General features: G+C 34.3%; 16 protein-coding genes. 6 read left to right on the top strand and 10 right to left on the bottom strand.

Annotated features, from left to right (window positions below; genetic code table 11):
• Nucleotides 1-30: 30 nt before the first annotated feature.
• The 3 genes from ACUSJC_RS03195 (at nucleotide 31) to ACUSJC_RS03185 (ending at nucleotide 2,881) form a co-directional block, all read left to right on the top strand.
• The gene (locus ACUSJC_RS03195) at nucleotides 31-1,923 is read left to right on the top strand and encodes a YfbK domain-containing protein (protein ID WP_449268108.1); all 1,893 of its coding nucleotides are present in this window, start codon (nucleotides 31-33) and stop codon (nucleotides 1,921-1,923) included.
• A 60-nt stretch (nucleotides 1,924-1,983) separates the two neighbouring features.
• A complete protein-coding gene (locus tag ACUSJC_RS03190) occupies nucleotides 1,984-2,307 on the top strand; it encodes an FEKKY domain-containing protein (protein WP_449268107.1) in 324 nt (107 codons plus the stop codon).
• A 79-nt stretch (nucleotides 2,308-2,386) separates the two neighbouring features.
• Nucleotides 2,387-2,881, top strand: a complete 495-nt coding sequence (locus ACUSJC_RS03185; protein WP_449268106.1) for a heme-binding domain-containing protein — start codon at nucleotides 2,387-2,389, stop codon at nucleotides 2,879-2,881.
• A gap of 50 nt (nucleotides 2,882-2,931) precedes the next feature.
• On the opposite strand, the gene ACUSJC_RS03180 is transcribed toward ACUSJC_RS03185, so the two are convergent.
• The 3 genes from ACUSJC_RS03180 to ACUSJC_RS03170 all read right to left on the bottom strand — a co-directional run bounded on the left by ACUSJC_RS03180 (nucleotide 2,932) and on the right by ACUSJC_RS03170 (nucleotide 7,177).
• On the bottom strand, nucleotides 2,932-3,834 hold the full coding sequence (locus ACUSJC_RS03180) for a phospholipase A (RefSeq protein ID WP_449268105.1): 903 nt from the start codon (nucleotides 3,832-3,834) through the stop codon (nucleotides 2,932-2,934).
• Nucleotides 3,835-3,982: 148 nt separating this feature from the next.
• Nucleotides 3,983-5,365, bottom strand: a complete 1,383-nt coding sequence (locus ACUSJC_RS03175) for a hypothetical protein (protein ID WP_449268104.1) — start codon at nucleotides 5,363-5,365, stop codon at nucleotides 3,983-3,985.
• Between the two features lie 177 nt (nucleotides 5,366-5,542).
• Nucleotides 5,543-7,177 (bottom strand): ABC-F family ATP-binding cassette domain-containing protein, encoded by a 1,635-nt coding sequence (locus ACUSJC_RS03170; protein ID WP_449268103.1) that lies wholly within the window; start codon nucleotides 7,175-7,177, stop codon nucleotides 5,543-5,545.
• 144 nt (nucleotides 7,178-7,321) lie between these two features.
• On the opposite strand from ACUSJC_RS03170, the gene ACUSJC_RS03165 reads away from it, so the two are divergent.
• Nucleotides 7,322-9,457, top strand: a complete 2,136-nt coding sequence (locus ACUSJC_RS03165; protein ID WP_449268102.1) for a M3 family metallopeptidase — start codon at nucleotides 7,322-7,324, stop codon at nucleotides 9,455-9,457.
• Between the two features lie 83 nt (nucleotides 9,458-9,540).
• Nucleotides 9,541-10,155: a YceI family protein gene (locus ACUSJC_RS03160; protein ID WP_449268101.1), complete on the top strand. Its 615-nt coding sequence runs from the start codon at nucleotides 9,541-9,543 to the stop codon at nucleotides 10,153-10,155.
• 118 nt (nucleotides 10,156-10,273) lie between these two features.
• Here the strand turns inward: ACUSJC_RS03160 and ACUSJC_RS03155 are convergent, their stop codons facing one another.
• Nucleotides 10,274-11,227: a Fic family protein gene (locus tag ACUSJC_RS03155; protein WP_449268100.1), complete on the bottom strand. Its 954-nt coding sequence runs from the start codon at nucleotides 11,225-11,227 to the stop codon at nucleotides 10,274-10,276.
• 136 nt (nucleotides 11,228-11,363) lie between these two features.
• Between ACUSJC_RS03155 and ACUSJC_RS03150 the strand changes: the two genes are divergently transcribed.
• The gene (locus ACUSJC_RS03150; protein WP_449268099.1) at nucleotides 11,364-12,602 is read left to right on the top strand and encodes an MFS transporter; all 1,239 of its coding nucleotides are present in this window, start codon (nucleotides 11,364-11,366) and stop codon (nucleotides 12,600-12,602) included.
• Here the strand turns inward: ACUSJC_RS03150 and ACUSJC_RS03145 are convergent.
• From ACUSJC_RS03145 to ACUSJC_RS03120, 6 genes are all read right to left on the bottom strand, one after another.
• Complete coding sequence (locus tag ACUSJC_RS03145) at nucleotides 12,599-12,805, bottom strand: putative signal transducing protein (protein ID WP_449268098.1); 207 nt, start codon at nucleotides 12,803-12,805, stop codon at nucleotides 12,599-12,601. The two genes, ACUSJC_RS03150 and ACUSJC_RS03145, sit on opposite strands and share 4 nt — an antisense overlap.
• Nucleotides 12,806-12,821: 16 nt before the next feature.
• Nucleotides 12,822-13,439 carry a DEAD/DEAH box helicase gene (locus ACUSJC_RS03140; RefSeq protein ID WP_449268097.1) on the bottom strand — a complete coding sequence of 206 codons (618 nt, stop codon included), beginning with the start codon at nucleotides 13,437-13,439 and terminating at the stop codon, nucleotides 12,822-12,824.
• Nucleotides 13,440-13,477: 38 nt separating this feature from the next.
• Complete coding sequence (locus ACUSJC_RS03135; RefSeq protein WP_449268096.1) at nucleotides 13,478-14,641, bottom strand: sigma-54-dependent transcriptional regulator; 1,164 nt, start codon at nucleotides 14,639-14,641, stop codon at nucleotides 13,478-13,480.
• 158 nt (nucleotides 14,642-14,799) lie between these two features.
• Nucleotides 14,800-15,633 carry a mechanosensitive ion channel family protein gene (locus ACUSJC_RS03130; protein WP_449268095.1) on the bottom strand — a complete coding sequence of 278 codons (834 nt, stop codon included), beginning with the start codon at nucleotides 15,631-15,633 and terminating at the stop codon, nucleotides 14,800-14,802.
• Nucleotide 15,634: 1 nt separating this feature from the next.
• Nucleotides 15,635-16,939 carry an ABC transporter permease gene (locus tag ACUSJC_RS03125; protein WP_449268094.1) on the bottom strand — a complete coding sequence of 435 codons (1,305 nt, stop codon included), beginning with the start codon at nucleotides 16,937-16,939 and terminating at the stop codon, nucleotides 15,635-15,637.
• A gap of 69 nt (nucleotides 16,940-17,008) precedes the next feature.
• Entirely contained in the window at nucleotides 17,009-17,929 is a 921-nt protein-coding gene (locus ACUSJC_RS03120; RefSeq protein WP_449268093.1) for an ABC transporter ATP-binding protein, read from the bottom strand.
• Nucleotides 17,930-17,971: the final 42 nt, after the last annotated feature.

Below are 17,971 nucleotides of genomic sequence, written 5' to 3'. Positions count from 1 at the left end.
ACATCAAGTTTAATTTAAAAACTATACGTCATGAAAAATGTAAAAATCTTTTCATCAGGGATTGCTATGCTTATACTTTTCTTAAGCTTTACTCCCTTAAAACATTCATTTACCATTAAAAATGAAGAAAAAACAATTACCGGAATCGTTTCAGACGAATTAGGTCCTATAGCCGGTGCTTCTGTTATCGTCAAAGGAACTAAAAAAGGAACCACAACCGATTTTGATGGAAAATATGCTATTAAAGCTAAGGAAGGTGACATCTTAGAATTCTCGTATGTTGGCATGCATGAAACAAGAAAAGTAGGCAAAGCCAATGTTATCAATGTCACGTTAAAAAGCCTTCTATTAGAATCGGTTGAAATGGTTGGTGCCACATCGATAAAGAGAAAAAAGGAAAGTTCCGAAATGACTGTAAAAGCTATATCGTCTCCGCAATATGATGCGGTAAAAGTATATGCCCAAGGAATTCAAATGCAACACAAGCCTATTTACGACAATGCCAATGCTGTTTCGTCTAACGACAATGAAGATTACGGAACTTTAGTTGAAAACGAATTTGAGAGTCCAAAACAATCGCCACTTTCTACTTTTTCGATTGATGTGGACAATGCTTCGTATACCAATATTCGTCGTTTCATCAACAACGGACAAAAAGTTCCGAAAGACGCCGTTCGTGTGGAAGAAATGGTCAACTTTTTCAAATACAACTATTCGCAACCTAAAAACAATCAGCCGTTTGCTATTCATACCGAATACAGTGATTGCCCTTGGAACGAAAATCACAAATTGTTAAAAATCGGTTTACAAGGAAAAGAAATTCCAACCGACGACTTACCGAATTCCAATTTTGTTTTCTTAATTGATGTTTCGGGTTCTATGAATTCAACGAACAAATTGCCTTTATTAAAAGAATCGATGAAAGTTTTGGTCAACCAATTGCGAAAAGACGACAAAGTTGCCATTGTGGTGTATGCCGGAGCGGCAGGTTTGGTTTTACCGCCAACATCGGGAAATAAAAAAGAAACAATCATTAATGCTTTGGACCAATTGCAAGCTGGCGGAAGTACGGCTGGCGGAGCCGGAATTGAATTGGCTTATAAAATTGCACAAGAAAACTTCATCAAAAACGGAAACAACCGAGTTATTTTGGCCACTGATGGCGATTTCAATGTGGGCGCTTCGTCTGATAATAACATGCAACGTTTAATTGAAGAAAAGCGAAAAAGCGGTGTGTTTTTAACCTGTTTAGGTTTCGGAATGGGCAATTACAAGGACAGCAAAATGGAAACTTTAGCCGATAAAGGAAACGGAAACTACGCGTATATCGATAACATTCAGGAAGCCAATCGTTTTTTAGGTAAAGAATTTAAAGGAAGTATGTTTGCCATTGCCAAAGACGTTAAAATTCAAATTGAATTCAATCCGAAACACGTGCAAAGCTATCGTTTAATTGGTTACGAAAACCGAAAATTGCGTCCGGAAGATTTTAAAAATGATGCTATTGACGCTGGCGAATTAGGAAGCGGTCACACCGTTACTGCTTTATATGAAATCATTCCTGTGGGCGTGAAAAGTAATTATTTGAAAGAAGTAGACGGATTGAAATATTCCAATGTTAGTCCGACTCAGAATTATTCTGACGAATTGGCTACAATTAAATTTCGCTACAAAAAACCAGATGGCGAAAAAAGTATCGAAATTGTGGAAACCATAAAAGATCAAACCATCGAATTGACCAAAGCTTCTGATGATTTTAAATTCAGTTCGGCAGTTGCTTGGTTTGGATTAAAATTACGTGATTCCAAATTAATCAGCAAAACAGCTGGCGACGACATTAAAACATTGGCTTCACAAGGAAAATCGAATGATACAGAAGGCTACAAAGCAGAATTTATACGATTGGTCAATGCTGTCAATTAAGATTTTAAACTATACTTGCGTAAAGTGTTCACATTTTACGCGGGTTTTATTACGCTAAAGATGAAAAAAATAATCGCTTTTTTGTTACTCTTAATTAGTTTTTCGATTAACGCTCAAGATAAAAATAACGAGCCTAAAAAGCCTATAAAAACAATTTACGTGATGGGAGGAATTGCTTCGACTTACACTCAAAAAGATAATGCTTTTGAGAAAAAATATCATATTCATTATCACGATTTTGGTTGCCTTGCACTTGCAAATTTTGAAGAATATGAAACAAAAAACAAAACGGTTTTCGACGAACTGAAAAAAGAATTTGGTTTACAATGGCTTGAAGAGATCAAAACATCAGCTTTTGGATTGGACAAATGGAAGGAATCTTAAAGATTACTTAATTTTTATATCTATCATTTTTCTTTTACAAAAATTAGTATCTTTAAGCTTAATCTTTAAGTTATCTATTATGAAAAAAGTCTTTTTAGCCATCGTTATCATTTTAGTTATCCTTCAATTCTTTCAAATAGACAAAACCAATCCCACTTTTGATGAAAGCCAGGATTTCATAAAAATTAAAAATCCACCATCGGAAGTCGCAGCTATTTTGAAAACATCTTGTTACGATTGTCATTCTAACCAAACGGTTTATCCTTGGTATTCTTATGTGCAGCCGGCCGGATGGTTTTTGAAAGATCATATTGACGAAGGTCGCGAAGAACTTAACTTTTCTACTTTTGGAAGGTATGAAGCCAGAAGACAAGCTCATAAATTAGAAGAATCGGCTGAGTTAGTTGAAAAAGGTGCGATGCCTTTAGAAAGTTATTTGATTATTCACAAAAATGCTGCTTTGACTGAAGCTCAGAAAACTACTTTAGTAGATTATTTCAAAAAATTGGAAACTGAAATCAGAACTTCAAATAATTTACCTGCTGAAGAACACAAACGCCCGGAAAGAGATTAAGATAAAATATGAACTCCATAAAAATTTATGGAGTTTTTTATGCTTTAAAACTACCAGTCTGAGAAAGAAACTCCGATTCCTAAAGTAGTTTGACGGTGATTATAATCTATCATGGTTTCGCCATAACCTTCAAAAAGCTGAACGTGTCCTCGCAAATGTCCCTTCAACGGAAACACATAATTTAACTGAATACTTCCATATTTTAAATGATTAAACGGATGTGTTACTATCGTATAAAACTGATGTCGATTGTAAGTATAAGAAGCATTGATTTCTCCATTTCCGATATACTTTGTGATATATGGATTTTCATCTTCATCGTCCTTTAAGCGTAACCAAGGACGTAGCGTAACCAACCAATTGCCGTTTTCATAACCTAAATAAAAAATAATTCGATTCCAACTTCTTGATGTGGGCAAGTCTTTTCCATTAGATTGATGATTTAAAGAGATCCCTGCCGCTTTGAATTTTCCTTTCCAAAAAGAAAAAGAAATAGGATACATAAAAATCACTTCAGGTTCATAATTCAATTCCCGAAAAACCCTAGATAACTTAACATTAAAAACCTGCCAATGCGCCTTTTGGGTATATCCTAACCAAATATCGCCTTTTCTATTGAAAAGACCTTGAACTATTTTTGTTTTAAAACTCAGTTGAAATTTAGTTTCAATATTGTTATATGGTTTGGCTTCTGCTACTGAATAATTCGGATTCTCGCTATAGGGTTTGTCATTAGGATTTGAAGACCACCGTGCAGGAGCCAAATACGTAGGTTTATAGGCCATTAATCGGAAAGTTCCATGTTGGTCGATGCTATCCAATTCCCAACGTTGTGAGTATTTTTTAACGATATAATCGTCTGATAGCGAAAACACTCCTTGTTGAGAATATGAAAAATAGATGTTTAAAACACAAAGAAACAGAAAACATTTTTTACTCTTATCTCTTTTCATTGTTAATGCTTTTACAAACAAAAATAAGTGAATAACCAGTATTTTAAAATTATATTCAGATTTTTATTACTTCTATATAAAAAAGAAAAGACTAACTTTTAGGGTTAGCCTTCTCTTTTGATAAATTCATATATCTATTATTTCATTCTCATCGAATTAATTCTACATTTAAAGTAGTTGCTCCTCCTACTACGCTTGTATTATTATCTGACATACTTGAAAATAAAATTACTCTTTCATATGCATTCAAATTCACAAGCTTTGACATAGATACAGTCTGAGTATCTCCATTGGAAACCGTACAATAGGTTCTAGTCCCAGGAATTGGAGTACTATACACTCCTAAATAAAAATAAGGTGTAATTGCTGATCCTGTACTTTTTGAAATAGTAACTGTATAGGTAACCCTATATAATCCGGTTCTTAATATTGCTATAGATCCTGAAGTTAAATTCACATTCTGACTTACTCCATTTACATTAAGATTTATTGCTCCAGAAGACAATGTAGCATTATTAGTCATGTAAACCTCACCATAAGCTTTTAAAGCATCTAAATCGCCCCATGATCCTTTTCCGTTAGCATCACTTACTAATACTTTTCCAGCACCTTGAGTCCCATCTTGAATTTTAATACTACCATTTATGTGTAAACGCTCATCAGGCACATTGGTTCCTATACCTACTTTATTATTAGTATTTGTATAATCTCCCAGTACAATAGCATTAGCTTGAGATGTTGAAGCATTATAACCTATAGCCGTTGAATTCTGTCCGGAAGCATTGGCCTGATAACCTAATGCGGTAGCAGAAAGACCTGTCGCTCTGGTATTATATCCCAACGCAATAGCGTCATTTTGGGAAGATAAAGCACTATTTCCAAAAGCCATAGATCGATATCCGGAAGCTGTAGCATTAAAACCTACTGAAAAAGATTCTGTTTGTGAGGCACTCGCTCCATAACCTATAGCTGCCGAGCGATAACCAGAAGCATTTGTACTTCCTCCTATAGCAAAAGCATCGGGTTGATTAGAGGCATCTGCTGATTGTCCAAAAGCAAAAGAACGATTTTCATTTGCCTGCGCACTCATTCCAAAATAAAACCCTCCATTAGGATACAGACGACCTATATTAGTCGAATTTACTTTAAAATTTAATGGATAATAATTTGTTGATCCTAAAAATTTAGTATTATCAGGTAATAAATTTCCATCTAAATTCCATGAATTTCCACTACTTGCAACCGCTCCAGAAGCTAATCTAACCCATTTACTTCCGTCCCAATAATAATATCCTGGTGTAACATCGGAAAAGGTGTTGGTATTATAAACCAATAAACTTGTAGCCGGACTTGCTACAGTTGACACGTCAGTAGTACTGTTTAGTTTTACCCTAGGTAACAACATTCCTTTATTAGAACTATAAACATCTAAAATTGAAGATGAGTTTGGACTTGTCGTACCTATACCTACTTGGGCATAAATACTGTAAGAAATAAAGGTGATTAATAGCAGTAATTTTTTATAATTCATATATCAAAATTTTGCACAAAAGTACTGCTAAAAAGTCTTTTTTTAAATGACTTTTATCAACTTTTTTATAATATTTAACGTAAAATTAAATATTATACAGCAAAATTATAAACTTGTAAATAATTACTTTAACAATACTTAAAAAAACGTAAACTTAACCGTTCAATATATGATTATTTACTTTTCTATTTCTTTTAAATTTTCCATTTTTTTAAACTCTAAGAAACCTTTTATGTCTTCAAAATGTTCTCTAACACGTTTATTTCCAAACTCAAAAACTTTGGTCACCAAACCATCTAAGAAATCACGATCGTGAGACACTAAAATCAAAGTTCCGTCAAAATCTCTTAAAGCATCCTTAATAATATCTTTGGTTTTCATGTCCAAATGGTTTGTTGGCTCATCCAGAATCAAAACGTTAACCGGTTCTAACAGTAATTTAATCATGGCTAAACGCGTTCTTTCTCCTCCGGAAAGCACTTTTACTTTCTTTTGAATATCGTCACCTCCAAACATAAATGCTCCCAACATATCTTTGATCTTCGAACGAATATCTCCTACTGCAATTCGGTCAATGGTTTCAAAAACAGTCAATTCGCCATCTAATAACGCTGCTTGATTTTGGGCAAAATATCCAATTTGCGCATTGTGTCCCACTTCCATTTTTCCGCTATCATGCTGAATTTCGCCCATAATGGCTTTAATCATAGTCGATTTACCTTCACCATTTTTACCTACGAAAGCTACTTTGTGACCACGCTCAATAACCATATTTGCATTATTGAAAACTACGTGATCTCCATAAGATTTTGTCAAATCTTCCACCACAACAGGATATTGTCCACTACGTGGTGACGGCGGAAACTTCAAACGCAATGCCGATGTATCTACTTCATCAACTTCAACTAAAACCAATTTTTCTAACATACGAACGCGCGATTGCACTTGCTCTGTCTTAGAAAAAGTTCCTCTGAAACGTTCAATAAAAGCTTGATTTTCGGCAATAAACTTCTGTTGCTCGTCGTATGCTTTTTGTTGGTGAATTCTTCTATCCTGACGTAAAACCAAATAATCCGAATATTTAGCTCTATAGTCATAAATTCGTCCCATAGTAACTTCAATCGTTCTGTTTGTAATGTTATCAACAAAAGCTCTATCGTGCGAAATCACCATTACGGCTTTGGCTTGGTTAACCAAGAAATCTTCTAACCACTGAATACTATCCATATCCAAGTGATTTGTTGGCTCATCCAAAAGAATTAAATCAGGCTTTTTCAAAAGAATTTTAGCCAATTCGATACGCATTCTCCATCCACCGGAAAATTCAGAAGTTTTACGATTAAAATCTTCACGTTCAAAACCTAAACCTTTTAATACTTTTTCAACTTCTGCTTCATAATTGACTTCTTCAATAGCATAAAATTTCTCAGAAAGTTCAGAAACGCATTCGATTAACTTCATGTATTCGTCACTTTCATAATCGGTACGAATCGTTAATTGTTCATTGATGTTATCTATTTCAGCTTTCATCTTGAAAATTTCTTCAAAAGCTTTAGCCGTTTCTTCAAAAACAGTCAGTTTATCTTCAGTTAGCAAATGCTGTGGTAAATAAGCAATTACAGCTTCTTTTGGCGCCGAAACAACACCTCGAGTAGGTTTATTTGCTCCTGCAACAATTTTTAATAGTGTCGATTTTCCGGCTCCATTTTTACCCATTAGGGCAATTTTATCGTTTTCATTAATCGCAAAAGTTACTTCGCTAAACAAAGTTGTTCCACCAAACTCAACGGCAATATCGTTAACTGTAATCATTGTATCAATCTAAAGTTAAAAGTCTAAAAGTTAAAAGTTTCTCAAATTTAAAGGCGCAAAGATAATCTAATTTATAATGTATTCCATGTTATAATTCTTTTACGTTTTCTGCAAAAGAATTACTTTTATAAAAAATTTCATTTCGTGAAAATTACCAAAATAACTATCATCACTTTATTTTCTGTTTTGACTATGAATGCTCAAGAATCTAAAAATCCGTTTTTATCAAAATACACAACACCTTATGGAGTGCCGCCTTTTAACGAAATTAAAAACGAACACTTTCAACCTGCTATTGAGCAAGGAATCCAGGAGCACGAATCAGAAATTATTACAATCGCTAATAATTCCGCCTTTCCTACCTTTGAAAACACCATTCTAGCTATGGAAAATTCGGGCGAAATTTTAAATCGAGTTACAATAGTACTCAACAATTTAAATAGCGCCAATACTAACGATGAATTGCAAAAAATAACAAAAGATGTCGCACCAAATTTGGCTTCCCATCATGATAATATTTACTTAAACGAAAAATTATTTGAAAGAATTGAAACGATTTGGAACCAAAAAGAATCACTTAACCTCAATATTGAACAAACTAAACTTCTAGAGAACACATATAAGGCATTTGTTCGCAGTGGCGCTAATTTGGACGAAAGTCAAAAAGGAAGATTGCGTGCCATAAACTCTGAAATTGCTGTTTTGACGTTAAAATATGGTCAAAATGTACTAGCGGAAACCAACTCGTATGAATTAATAATTTCAAACGCTAAAGATTTAGCCGGTTTACCCAATGAATTAATAGCTAGTGCAGTCACCGACGCTAAAGCTCATGGTAAAGAAGGAAAATGGATTTTTACTTTATCCAATTCTAGTGTAATGCCGTTTTTACAATATGCTGACAACAGAAAACTTCGAAAAGAAATTTGGGAAGCGTATCAAAGTAGAGCAAATCACACTAACGAATTCAATAATCAAAAAATAGCGATTGATCTTGCCAATTTACGTCGCGAACGTGCTCAATTATTAGGTTATAAAACACATGCCGATTATGTTTTGGAGAAATCGATGGCAAAAAATCCGGAAACAGCTCGTAAATTATTATTGGATTTGTGGACACCGGCTTTAGAAATGGCTCAAAAAGAAGAAGCCGATATTAAAGTCATGATGCAAAAAGACGGAATTAAAGGTGATGTTCAACCCTATGACTGGCGTTACTATACCGAAAAAATTCGAAAAGAACGCTTTGATTTAGACGAACAAGAAACGAAACCTTATTTCAGTTTAAGTCAAGTTCGCGAAGGTGTTTTTGGGGTAACCCAAAACTTATACGGTTTGCAATTCACCGAACTTCAAGATGTACCAAAATATCATGAAGATGTAACCGTTTGGAAAGTACACGATACTGACGGAAGCACTTTAGGAATTCTATATATGGATTTTCACCCGAGAGCTTCTAAAAGAGGCGGTGCTTGGATGACTTCTTACCGAAGCCAAAAAACAGTAAATAACGAACGACAAATTCCGATTATTTCTATTGTTTGCAATTTTACGAAACCAACAGAAAACACACCTGCTTTATTGACATTTGATGAAGTTAACACCTTTTTTCATGAATTTGGTCACGCTTTACATGGTTTGCTTTCTAATGTTACTTATAAAAGTTTAGCCGGAACCAATGTACCAAGAGATTTCGTTGAACTTCCTTCTCAAATCATGGAAAATTGGGCTTCAGAACCGGAAGTATTACAACTATTTGCTAAACATTATAAAACCGGAGCGGTCATTCCTACGGAATTAATCGAAAAAATGCAAAAAGCCGGAACTTTCAATCAAGGTTTTGCTACTACCGAATATTTGGCGGCATCACTTTTAGATTTGGATTATCATACCCAAAAAGAGAACATCACAACAGACGCTAAAACCTTTGAAAAACAATCGATGGCTAAGATTGGTTTACCTTCTTCTATTATTTCTCGTTACCGAAGCACGTATTTCAATCATATTTTTGCCGGCGGATATTCTGCAGGATATTACAGTTATATTTGGTCGGGCGTTTTAGACACGGATGCTTTTGATGCATTCAAAAGCACTTCTTTATTCAATCAGGAAAAGGCACTTTCGTTTAGAAAAAATATTTTAGAAAAAGGAGGAACCGAAGATCCAATGGAACTTTACAAACGTTTTAGAGGAACTGAACCTAGTGTAGAACCTTTACTTAAAAAACGAGGTCTTAAAACCAATTCAAAAGTTGAAAAAGATCTGCAACAAAAATTATAATCTTAAGCATTCTTTAACTATTGACAATTGTTAAACTGTTAAAATCTCTTTACCTTTGAGTGAAAATTTTAAAAACTAATCTTATGAAAAAAATCGCAGTATTTGCTTTTGCTATAGCTTTATTAGCAACTAGTTGTAAAAAAGAAGAAAAAACAGAAACTCCTGTGGAAGAAACAACTCCTGAAGTAGTAGGTTTAAAAATAGTTTCAGATTCTACTAAAGTAAACTGGACTGCTTATAAAACTACTGATAAAGTAGCGGTAGGTGGTAGTTTTACTCAAATTGAATTAAAAAACACTAAAGAAGGTGAAACACCTGAAGCTGTTTTAGAAGGTGCTAGTTTTTCAATTCCGGTAAGTAGTGTATTTACCAACAATCCTGAAAGAGACGAAAAATTAAAACAATTCTTCTTTAGCGCATTAAAAGATACTGAATTAATTGGTGGAGTAATCAACTTTAAAGAAGGAAAAACAGTTTTAACTTTAACATTAAACGGTGTTACTAAATCGATTGATGTTACTTCAGCTTTCGAAAACAAAAAATTCACTGTAGAAGGTGTAATTAATTTAGAAGATTTTGGAGCTCAAGCAGCTGTTGAATCTATCAATAAAGCATGTTTCGACTTGCACAAAGGTGCTGATGGAGTTAGCAAAACTTGGAGCGAAGTTGCTATTTCTGGTGCTGTTTTATTCGAATAATATAAAATCTCTCAACTTATAATAAAAAATGTCTGGCTTGTAGTCAGACATTTTTATTTAGCAGCACATTTCTACATTCTGTAAAAACTTTGATTTTTTTTATCAGTTACTTCGCATGTTAGCGTTTTCTTTTTCTGTTTTGCATATATTCTTCAATGGCTTTTTTAGTAGTAAGCCAATTTTTTCCTTCTTTATAAGCATCTATCTTTCCTTGACGAGCCAATAAACTAATATATTCCTGACCATAAGGACTTTCAGGCTCATTTACAATATCACTTATTAATTGATATTCTGTATCGTTGTCAGGCAATAAACTTAAATAAATATTTAAGGTGCGCTCTACTGCCTGACACATTAAAAGAATCAATTTTTGGTAATTACCATTATTAGCCTGATTTAATGCTTCATAATATTTTTTACGATCATTTTTTAAAATAATAGCCGGCGGAAAACCTCTTCTCATTAACAATAAATTCATCACTAAACGCACAGTTCTTCCATTCCCATCAAAAAATGGATGAATCCAAACAAATTTATGATGAAAAACAGTTGCCAACTCTATATCATTTAACTCTAAAGGATTTTCATTTACAAACTGAACCAATTCATCTACTAAATCTGGAACCTTATGTGCATTTGGAGGAATAAAATTTGCTCCGGAAATTCTAACACCTCCATTTCTTAATCTTCCTGCAAACTCATCCTCAATAGAACGCAGAACAAATCCATGAAGTGTTAAAACATCCATACTTCTTAAAATATAATCTTCATTGACTAAATCATACAAATGATCAATAGCTTTCTCATGGTTTTTAGCTTCAAAATGTTCTCTTAAAGATTTTCCTTTTATAGTAATTCCTTCTTGTAAAACCATTTGTGTTTCACGTAAGCTTAAGGTATTTCCTTCTATACTATTACTATTATAAGTCCATTCTATCGTTAGGGCTTCTTTAATTTTAGCCAATGCCATTTGAGGCAAAGGTCTATTTTTATTTAGAGTTGCCAATTTATCATAGAGTCTTTCAAATGTATTTTCAAACTCTTGTCTGTATGTTATATCTATTGTCCACATTCTTCTACAAAGGTATTAATATCGTTTTGATTTTAAAAAAATTTTATCCGATATTAATTATTTTGCATCTGTTTTGTACAAAATTGTATTATTCTATTACACAACTTAGCCATATCTTTGCATTAAATTGATTCTTATGCCATTAGTTAATTATCGATACTTGGAACAAATTACCTCAAATGTAACGTTCAAAAAGAAGTTTCTTAAACTTGGACTTTCCTCTCAAAACAGAGTGAAAGTAGCCACAGCATTCTTCTTTTTTGGCATGGGATTTTGTTTTGCTAGTTGGGCTAGTAGAATTCCGGACATCAAAACATTTTTGCATTTATCAGAAGCCGATTTAGGTTCGCTTTTATTTGCTATTCCTGCCGGACAAATATTAGCCATGCCGCTTTCGGGAAAAGTAGTAACTAAATACGGAAGTAAAAAAGTATCTATTTTTGGTCTTCTGCTCTACTCTTTTCTATTGATTTTTGCAGGATTTTCAAATACGGTTTACCAATTGGCTTTCAGTTTATTCTTGTTTGGTTTCTTTGGTAATTTTTGCAATATCGCAGTTAACACTCAAGGTGTTATTACCCAACAATTATTAAGCAAACCTATTATTGGTAGTTTTCACGGTTCATGGAGTTTAGCCGGATTTACAGGAGCGTTATTTGGTTTGATTATGATTTCCTTACATTTAAAACCTTTTATTCACTTTATCTTAGTTTTTCTTATTGTTTCACTAATTGTTATTTTCAATGCGTCTTGGTTAGTAAAACCAAAGAGAAAAAACAAAAAAGAAATTCCTACCGAAACTAAACCAAAAATATCTTTCTTCAAGATTTCAGATTCCAATTTAATTTGGTTTGGAGTAATTTGTTTCTGTGGAATGGCAAGCGAAGGAATTATGTTTGACTGGAGCGGAGTGTATTTTAAAGACATTATCAAAGCACCTCAGAATTTAGTGATTTTAGGTTATACTTCGTTCATGATTTCCATGGCATCCGGACGTTTTTTGAGCGATATTTTTGTGGAGAAAATTGGCCCGAAAAAACTTTTAATTACCAGCGGAATAGCCATTTCTACAGGTTTATATTGGGCTGTTATTTTCCCAAGTGTGATTAGTTGTACACTAGCCTTTATGTTAGTGGGTTTTGGTGTTGCCAATGTGGTTCCAACGATATTTAATGCCGCCGGAAAATCTGAAAAAGTTGAACCCGGAATGGCTTTAACCATTGTTTCCGGAATCAGCTTTTTAGGTTTTTTAATGGGCCCGCCGGTTATTGGCTACATTGCCGAAGCCACCAGCTTAAAATATTCGTTTGCTGTAATTGGAATTTTCGGAATTTTGATTGCTTTAATCGTAAGTCGATTGAAAATCAAATTTTAAAGCTTCTCAAAAATATCTTTTACTTTTTCAAAATCTTCCGCTGTAATATATAATTCCACCGCAGCATCGGTATTTCCGAAACCAGCCAAACGAGCCGATTCAAATCCGTTTCTAACAATCGGCTCTACACCACGGTCTTCCAATTGTTGTTTGATTGCTAAAGCTTCTACTTCACTTCCTGAAAATATTTTGATTTCTTCCATATCCTAATATGTTACATTATTCTTCCATTTCGTAAAAAATAGGTTCGCGCTCTTCATCAGTCAACGCGACAACCTCAACTCTTTCTGTAATTTGCGAGCAGAAAAATACGCGTTGGCCTTTTTCCATACTCATCAAGAGTCTTAAAATTGTAGAATCGTAACGACTTTTTAGCATTAAATCTAAATCGTCGAAAGCGATAATTTGCAACTTATTAACGTTGTAACCCGCACCCGAAAACATTTGGTTCAAACGATTAGGCGTTCCCACCAAAACATCAATTCCTGCAGAAATTTCGTTTTTATCTTCGTCAATATCCGTTTTATCATGTGTGAAGAAAACGCGAAGTTTGTTGTATTTATTTAATTTTTCGAACAATTCTTCTAATTCCAAAACCTTTTGCTTGTCTTCAACCATGATTAACGCACGAGGCGATTCTTCCATAGGTTCTTTCAACTTGTGAATGATATTCAGTACCAAAGTTGTTGTTTTCCCGGTTCCTTTTGGCGATTGAATCACTAAATCCACCCCGCTTTTTATAGGCGAAAAAGTCTCTTCTTGTAATTCGTTAGCTTCTGTTAAACCGCTTTCGATTAACGCTTTTTGAAGATTTGTATTTATTTTTTTTAATTGCATAAATTAGTCCTTAATAACAAGAATTAGTGATTAGCGAATTATTTACTTGCGAAAAGTTTTACGTCGCTTTCAGAAATTTCGGTTCCGCCCAAAATAATCAAGCGTTCTACCACGTTGCGAAGTTCGCGAATATTTCCTGTCCAATCGTATTCTTGCAATAATTTAATCGCCGAATTTGAAAAACTCTTAGCCGAAGTTCCTTGTTCATCTGCTATTTTTTGTGTGAAATGGTTCAATAACATCGGAATATCTTCGCGTCTTTCGTTTAAAGCCGGAACTTTAATTAAAATAACCGCCAAACGATGGTATAAATCTTCACGGAAACGACCTTCTTCAATTTCCTTTTTTAAATCTTTATTGGTTGCCGCAATCACGCGAACATCAACTTTAATGTCTTTATCAGCACCCACGCGTTGAATTAAATTTTCTTGCAACGCCCGTAATACTTTGGCTTGTGCCGGCAAACTCATATCGCCAATTTCGTCTAGGAAAATTGTTCCTCCATTAGCAGCTTCAAACTTCCCGGCTCTATCTTTTACGGCCGATGTAAATGCCCCTTTAATATGTCCGAACAATTCACTTTCAATTAACTCAGACGGGATTGCTGCGCAGTTTACCTCAACAATAGGTTTAGCCGAACGATTGCTTTTTTCGTGCAATTGATGCGCTACCAATTCTTTTCCGGTTCCGTTAGGTCCGGTGATTAACACACGGGCATCGGTTGGTGCTACTTTATCAATCATTTCTTTGATTTGATTGATCGCTCCGCTTTCACCGATCATTTCGTAATTTTTGGAAACTTTTTTCTTTAGAATTTTATTTTCAACTACCAGTTGTTTTCGATCTAAAGCATTGCGAACGGTATTCAACAATCGATTTAAATCGGGTGGTTTTGAAATGTAATCAAAAGCCCCTAAACGCATGGTGTTTACGGCAGTCTCTAAATCGCCATGCCCGGAAATCATCACCATAGGAATTTCCGGTTTTATTTTTTTAACGGCTTCCAACACCTCAACGCCATCCATTTTGGGCATTTTAATATCGCAAAGCACTAAATCGTAATCTTCGTTTTTTATTTTTTCTACACCCTGCAAGCCATCCTCTGCTTCTTCTACTTCATAAGTATCACTTTCTTCAGACAGTATTTTACTCAATACACGACGAATGGCTGCTTCGTCTTCTATCACTAATATTTTAGGCATTTTATAGTTGTATTACAGATATAAATCAAAGTTAGGAAAAATTAAAAACAATTGCTACCTAGCCCCGGCAGAAGTGACATCTTCTGTAAAATCTCTTTTTGCAGAAATAGAACGGATGACAGAACATGGTTGGGGAAAACGCACAGACCAATCGCTTCTTATTTTAAAGAATTGTACACGTGAATATCGCGTTGCGGGAATGGAATTTCTATTTTATTTCTTCGGAAAGCATCGTCAATTTTGAATCGGATTTCGCTTTGAATAATGGGACTTTCCATACCGTTATTGACATAAAAATACACGGAAAAATTGAGGGAAGAATCGGCAAAATCTTCAAAAAGCACCAAAATGGGCTTTGTAGTTACCACTCCGTTAACATCTTGTACACATTGTTCCAATATTTTTTTTACCAAATGAACGTCACTTCCGTAAGCGACACCTACAGAAACTTGTTCACGATTGATTCTGGAATTTTGCGTCCAATTGAACAAAGGATCAGTCATGAATTTGTTGTTGGGAATAATCATAACGCGATCGTTACGCGTTTTCATGCGCGTGCTACGCAACTTGATTTCGGTTACTTGTCCCACTTTTCCATCTACTTCTATGATATCGCCCACATGAAGTGATTGATCTAAAATCATTAGAACTCCTGAAATAATATCTTGAAAAAAGGTTTGTAACGCAAAACCAATACCAACAAAAACTGCTGCTGAAGCCGTTAAAAAGACATTAATATTGACACCGGAAGTATGTAGCGTAAACATTACCGCAATGATATAAGCGATGTATTTAATAAATTGAAAAACGCTAACAAACTTATTTTTATCTTCCTGTGGCAGTCGACGGGTAATTAAATTACGAATCAACCGAAGAATATAGGTTGTAAAAACAAGAGAAAAAATTAGCAACAACAAATTCCATACGGTAAAATCGATTTTATCCGTATCAATTAATTTGAATGAAAGAAAGTCAATTATTTGCTCACGCATTTTAATATTTCAGCCATTTATACAGTTCTTTCCACGTTGGTCGCTTGCCGTACATTAAGATTCCTACACGGTAAATCTTTGAAGCAAACCAAACAACTAAAGTAAAGGTAGCAAATAATAGCACCATTGACAAAATAATTTGCCAAGCAGGAACACCAAATGGAATTCGCATTAGCATTACAATAGGCGATGTAAATGGAATGATTGAAAATACTGTTGCTACCGTTCCATGAGGATCGTTAATCACTGTGAAGAATCCGATATAAACTCCTAGCATCAATGGCATAATAATAGGTAGTAAGAATTGTTGCGAATCGGTTTCCGAATCAACGGCAGCACCAATGGCAGCATATAACGAACTGTATAAGAAATAGCCTCCGATGAAGTAAATGATAAAAGAAGTAATCATTAAACCTAAAGGAAGGTTCATGATTTCATTGAAATACAACTGAATTTTAGAGAAATCAGCTGATTGTTGTGCCATTTCTACTGTAGCAGGATTTACCGGTCCGGCTCCCACTTCTAAACCAAAGAAACTTTGTGCTACAAATACTAAAATTAGTCCTACGGTAACCCAAATTAAAAACTGAAGGAGTCCGGCCAATGAATTTCCGATGATTTTCCCCATCATCAATTGGAATGGTTTTACCGAAGAAATAATGATTTCGATAATACGATTGGTTTTTTCTTCGATCACGCTTCGCATTACAAAATTTCCGTATATAATGATAAACATCATAATCAAATAGCCCATCATTCCACCGATAGCGACTTTAATTTCATTCAAGCCTTTTAAACTTTCACCTCCGGAAAATTTAGACAGCTTTAAAGACGAATTGGCTTTTGCTTTTTCTATTTTATCGGGGTTAAACCCTAAACGCTGTAAATTATCGGAAGTCAAAACAGAATCAACTATTGTTTCTACATCTGAAATAAACTCAATACTTGGACTGTCTTCTGAAATATATTCTACTTTGTTTTTTAATTGCTGTAATGAATCTACTTTAGGAATATAAAGCAAACCTTCGTAGTTTTTGCTTGCTGTATCTTTTGCTACTTGAAACGGCATTGCCGACAAATCAATGTAATGTGTTGTTTTATCGTTTTTAAAGTCGGTTTTTAAATATCCGGCCTCATCATGAATAGCTATTTGCGTAACCGAATCTTTGTTCATGGAAGCCAATGTTGCTATTAAAACGCCCATTCCAACAAATAAAAGCGGGCTCAAAAAGGTCATTACAATAAACGATTTGTTGCGGACTTTAGCAATAAATTCTCTTCGTATAATTAAGGATAATGTTTTCATCTTTTAGGTTTTAGGCTGATAACCAATACTCACTTTTTAAGCAGCTTCTTTTTTGGTCATCCTTACAAATTATTTACTTACCGTTTGAATAAAAATATCGTTTACACTTGGAATTTTCTCTACAAAGTGCGTTACCTGCCCGAAAGAAGTCAAAATAGACAACAACTCGTTTGAATTGTGTTCACCTAACTTAACTTCTAATTTAACATCGTTATCCAATGATTTGAAATCGGTTTGTCCGACGGTAAATTTTTGTGTTAGCTGATACATTAGGCCTTCAATATTATCGGTCAAAATACCGATTTGGAATGTATTGCTTCTAAACTGACGTTTTACATCGGTCAATTTACCTTCAAGCAATTTATTTGATTTGTGAATTAAAGCAATATGATCGCACATTTCTTCCACACTTTCCATACGGTGCGTAGAAAAAATAACAGATGTTCCTTTTTTATTCAGTTCAATAATTTCGTCCTTAATTAAATTTGCATTTACCGGATCAAAACCAGAAAAAGGCTCATCCAAAATCAATAATTTAGGCTGGTGTAAAATGGTTACTACAAACTGGATTTTTTGCGCCATTCCTTTTGAAAGCTCCTGAATTTTTTTGTTCCACCAGTTTTCAATACCAAATTTTTCAAACCAATATTTCAGCTGTTTTTGAGCTTCTGTTTTTGACAAACCTTTTAACTGCGCCAAATACAAACATTGTTCACCCACTTTCATAGTTTTATACAAACCACGTTCTTCCGGCATATAACCAATATATTTGATATGTTCCGGGTTCAGTTTTTCCCCATCTAATAAAACAGTTCCACCATCGGGAATAGTGATTTGATTGATAATTCGGATCAGTGAAGTTTTTCCGGCACCGTTTGGGCCTAATAATCCATAAATACTTCCTTTGGGAACTTGTAGTGAAACACTATTCAAAGCGGTATAATCGCCATATTGTTTTACTACATTTTGAACGTCTAGAATATAGTCCATTACAGTACTTTAGTTTTTACTGTTAGTCTTGGTTTACAAAAA

It is taken from the genome of Flavobacterium sp. U410, from assembly GCF_053570605.1.
Note: the sequence above shows the minus strand (reverse complement) of the source record. Positions and strands in the feature narration are given on the sequence as shown.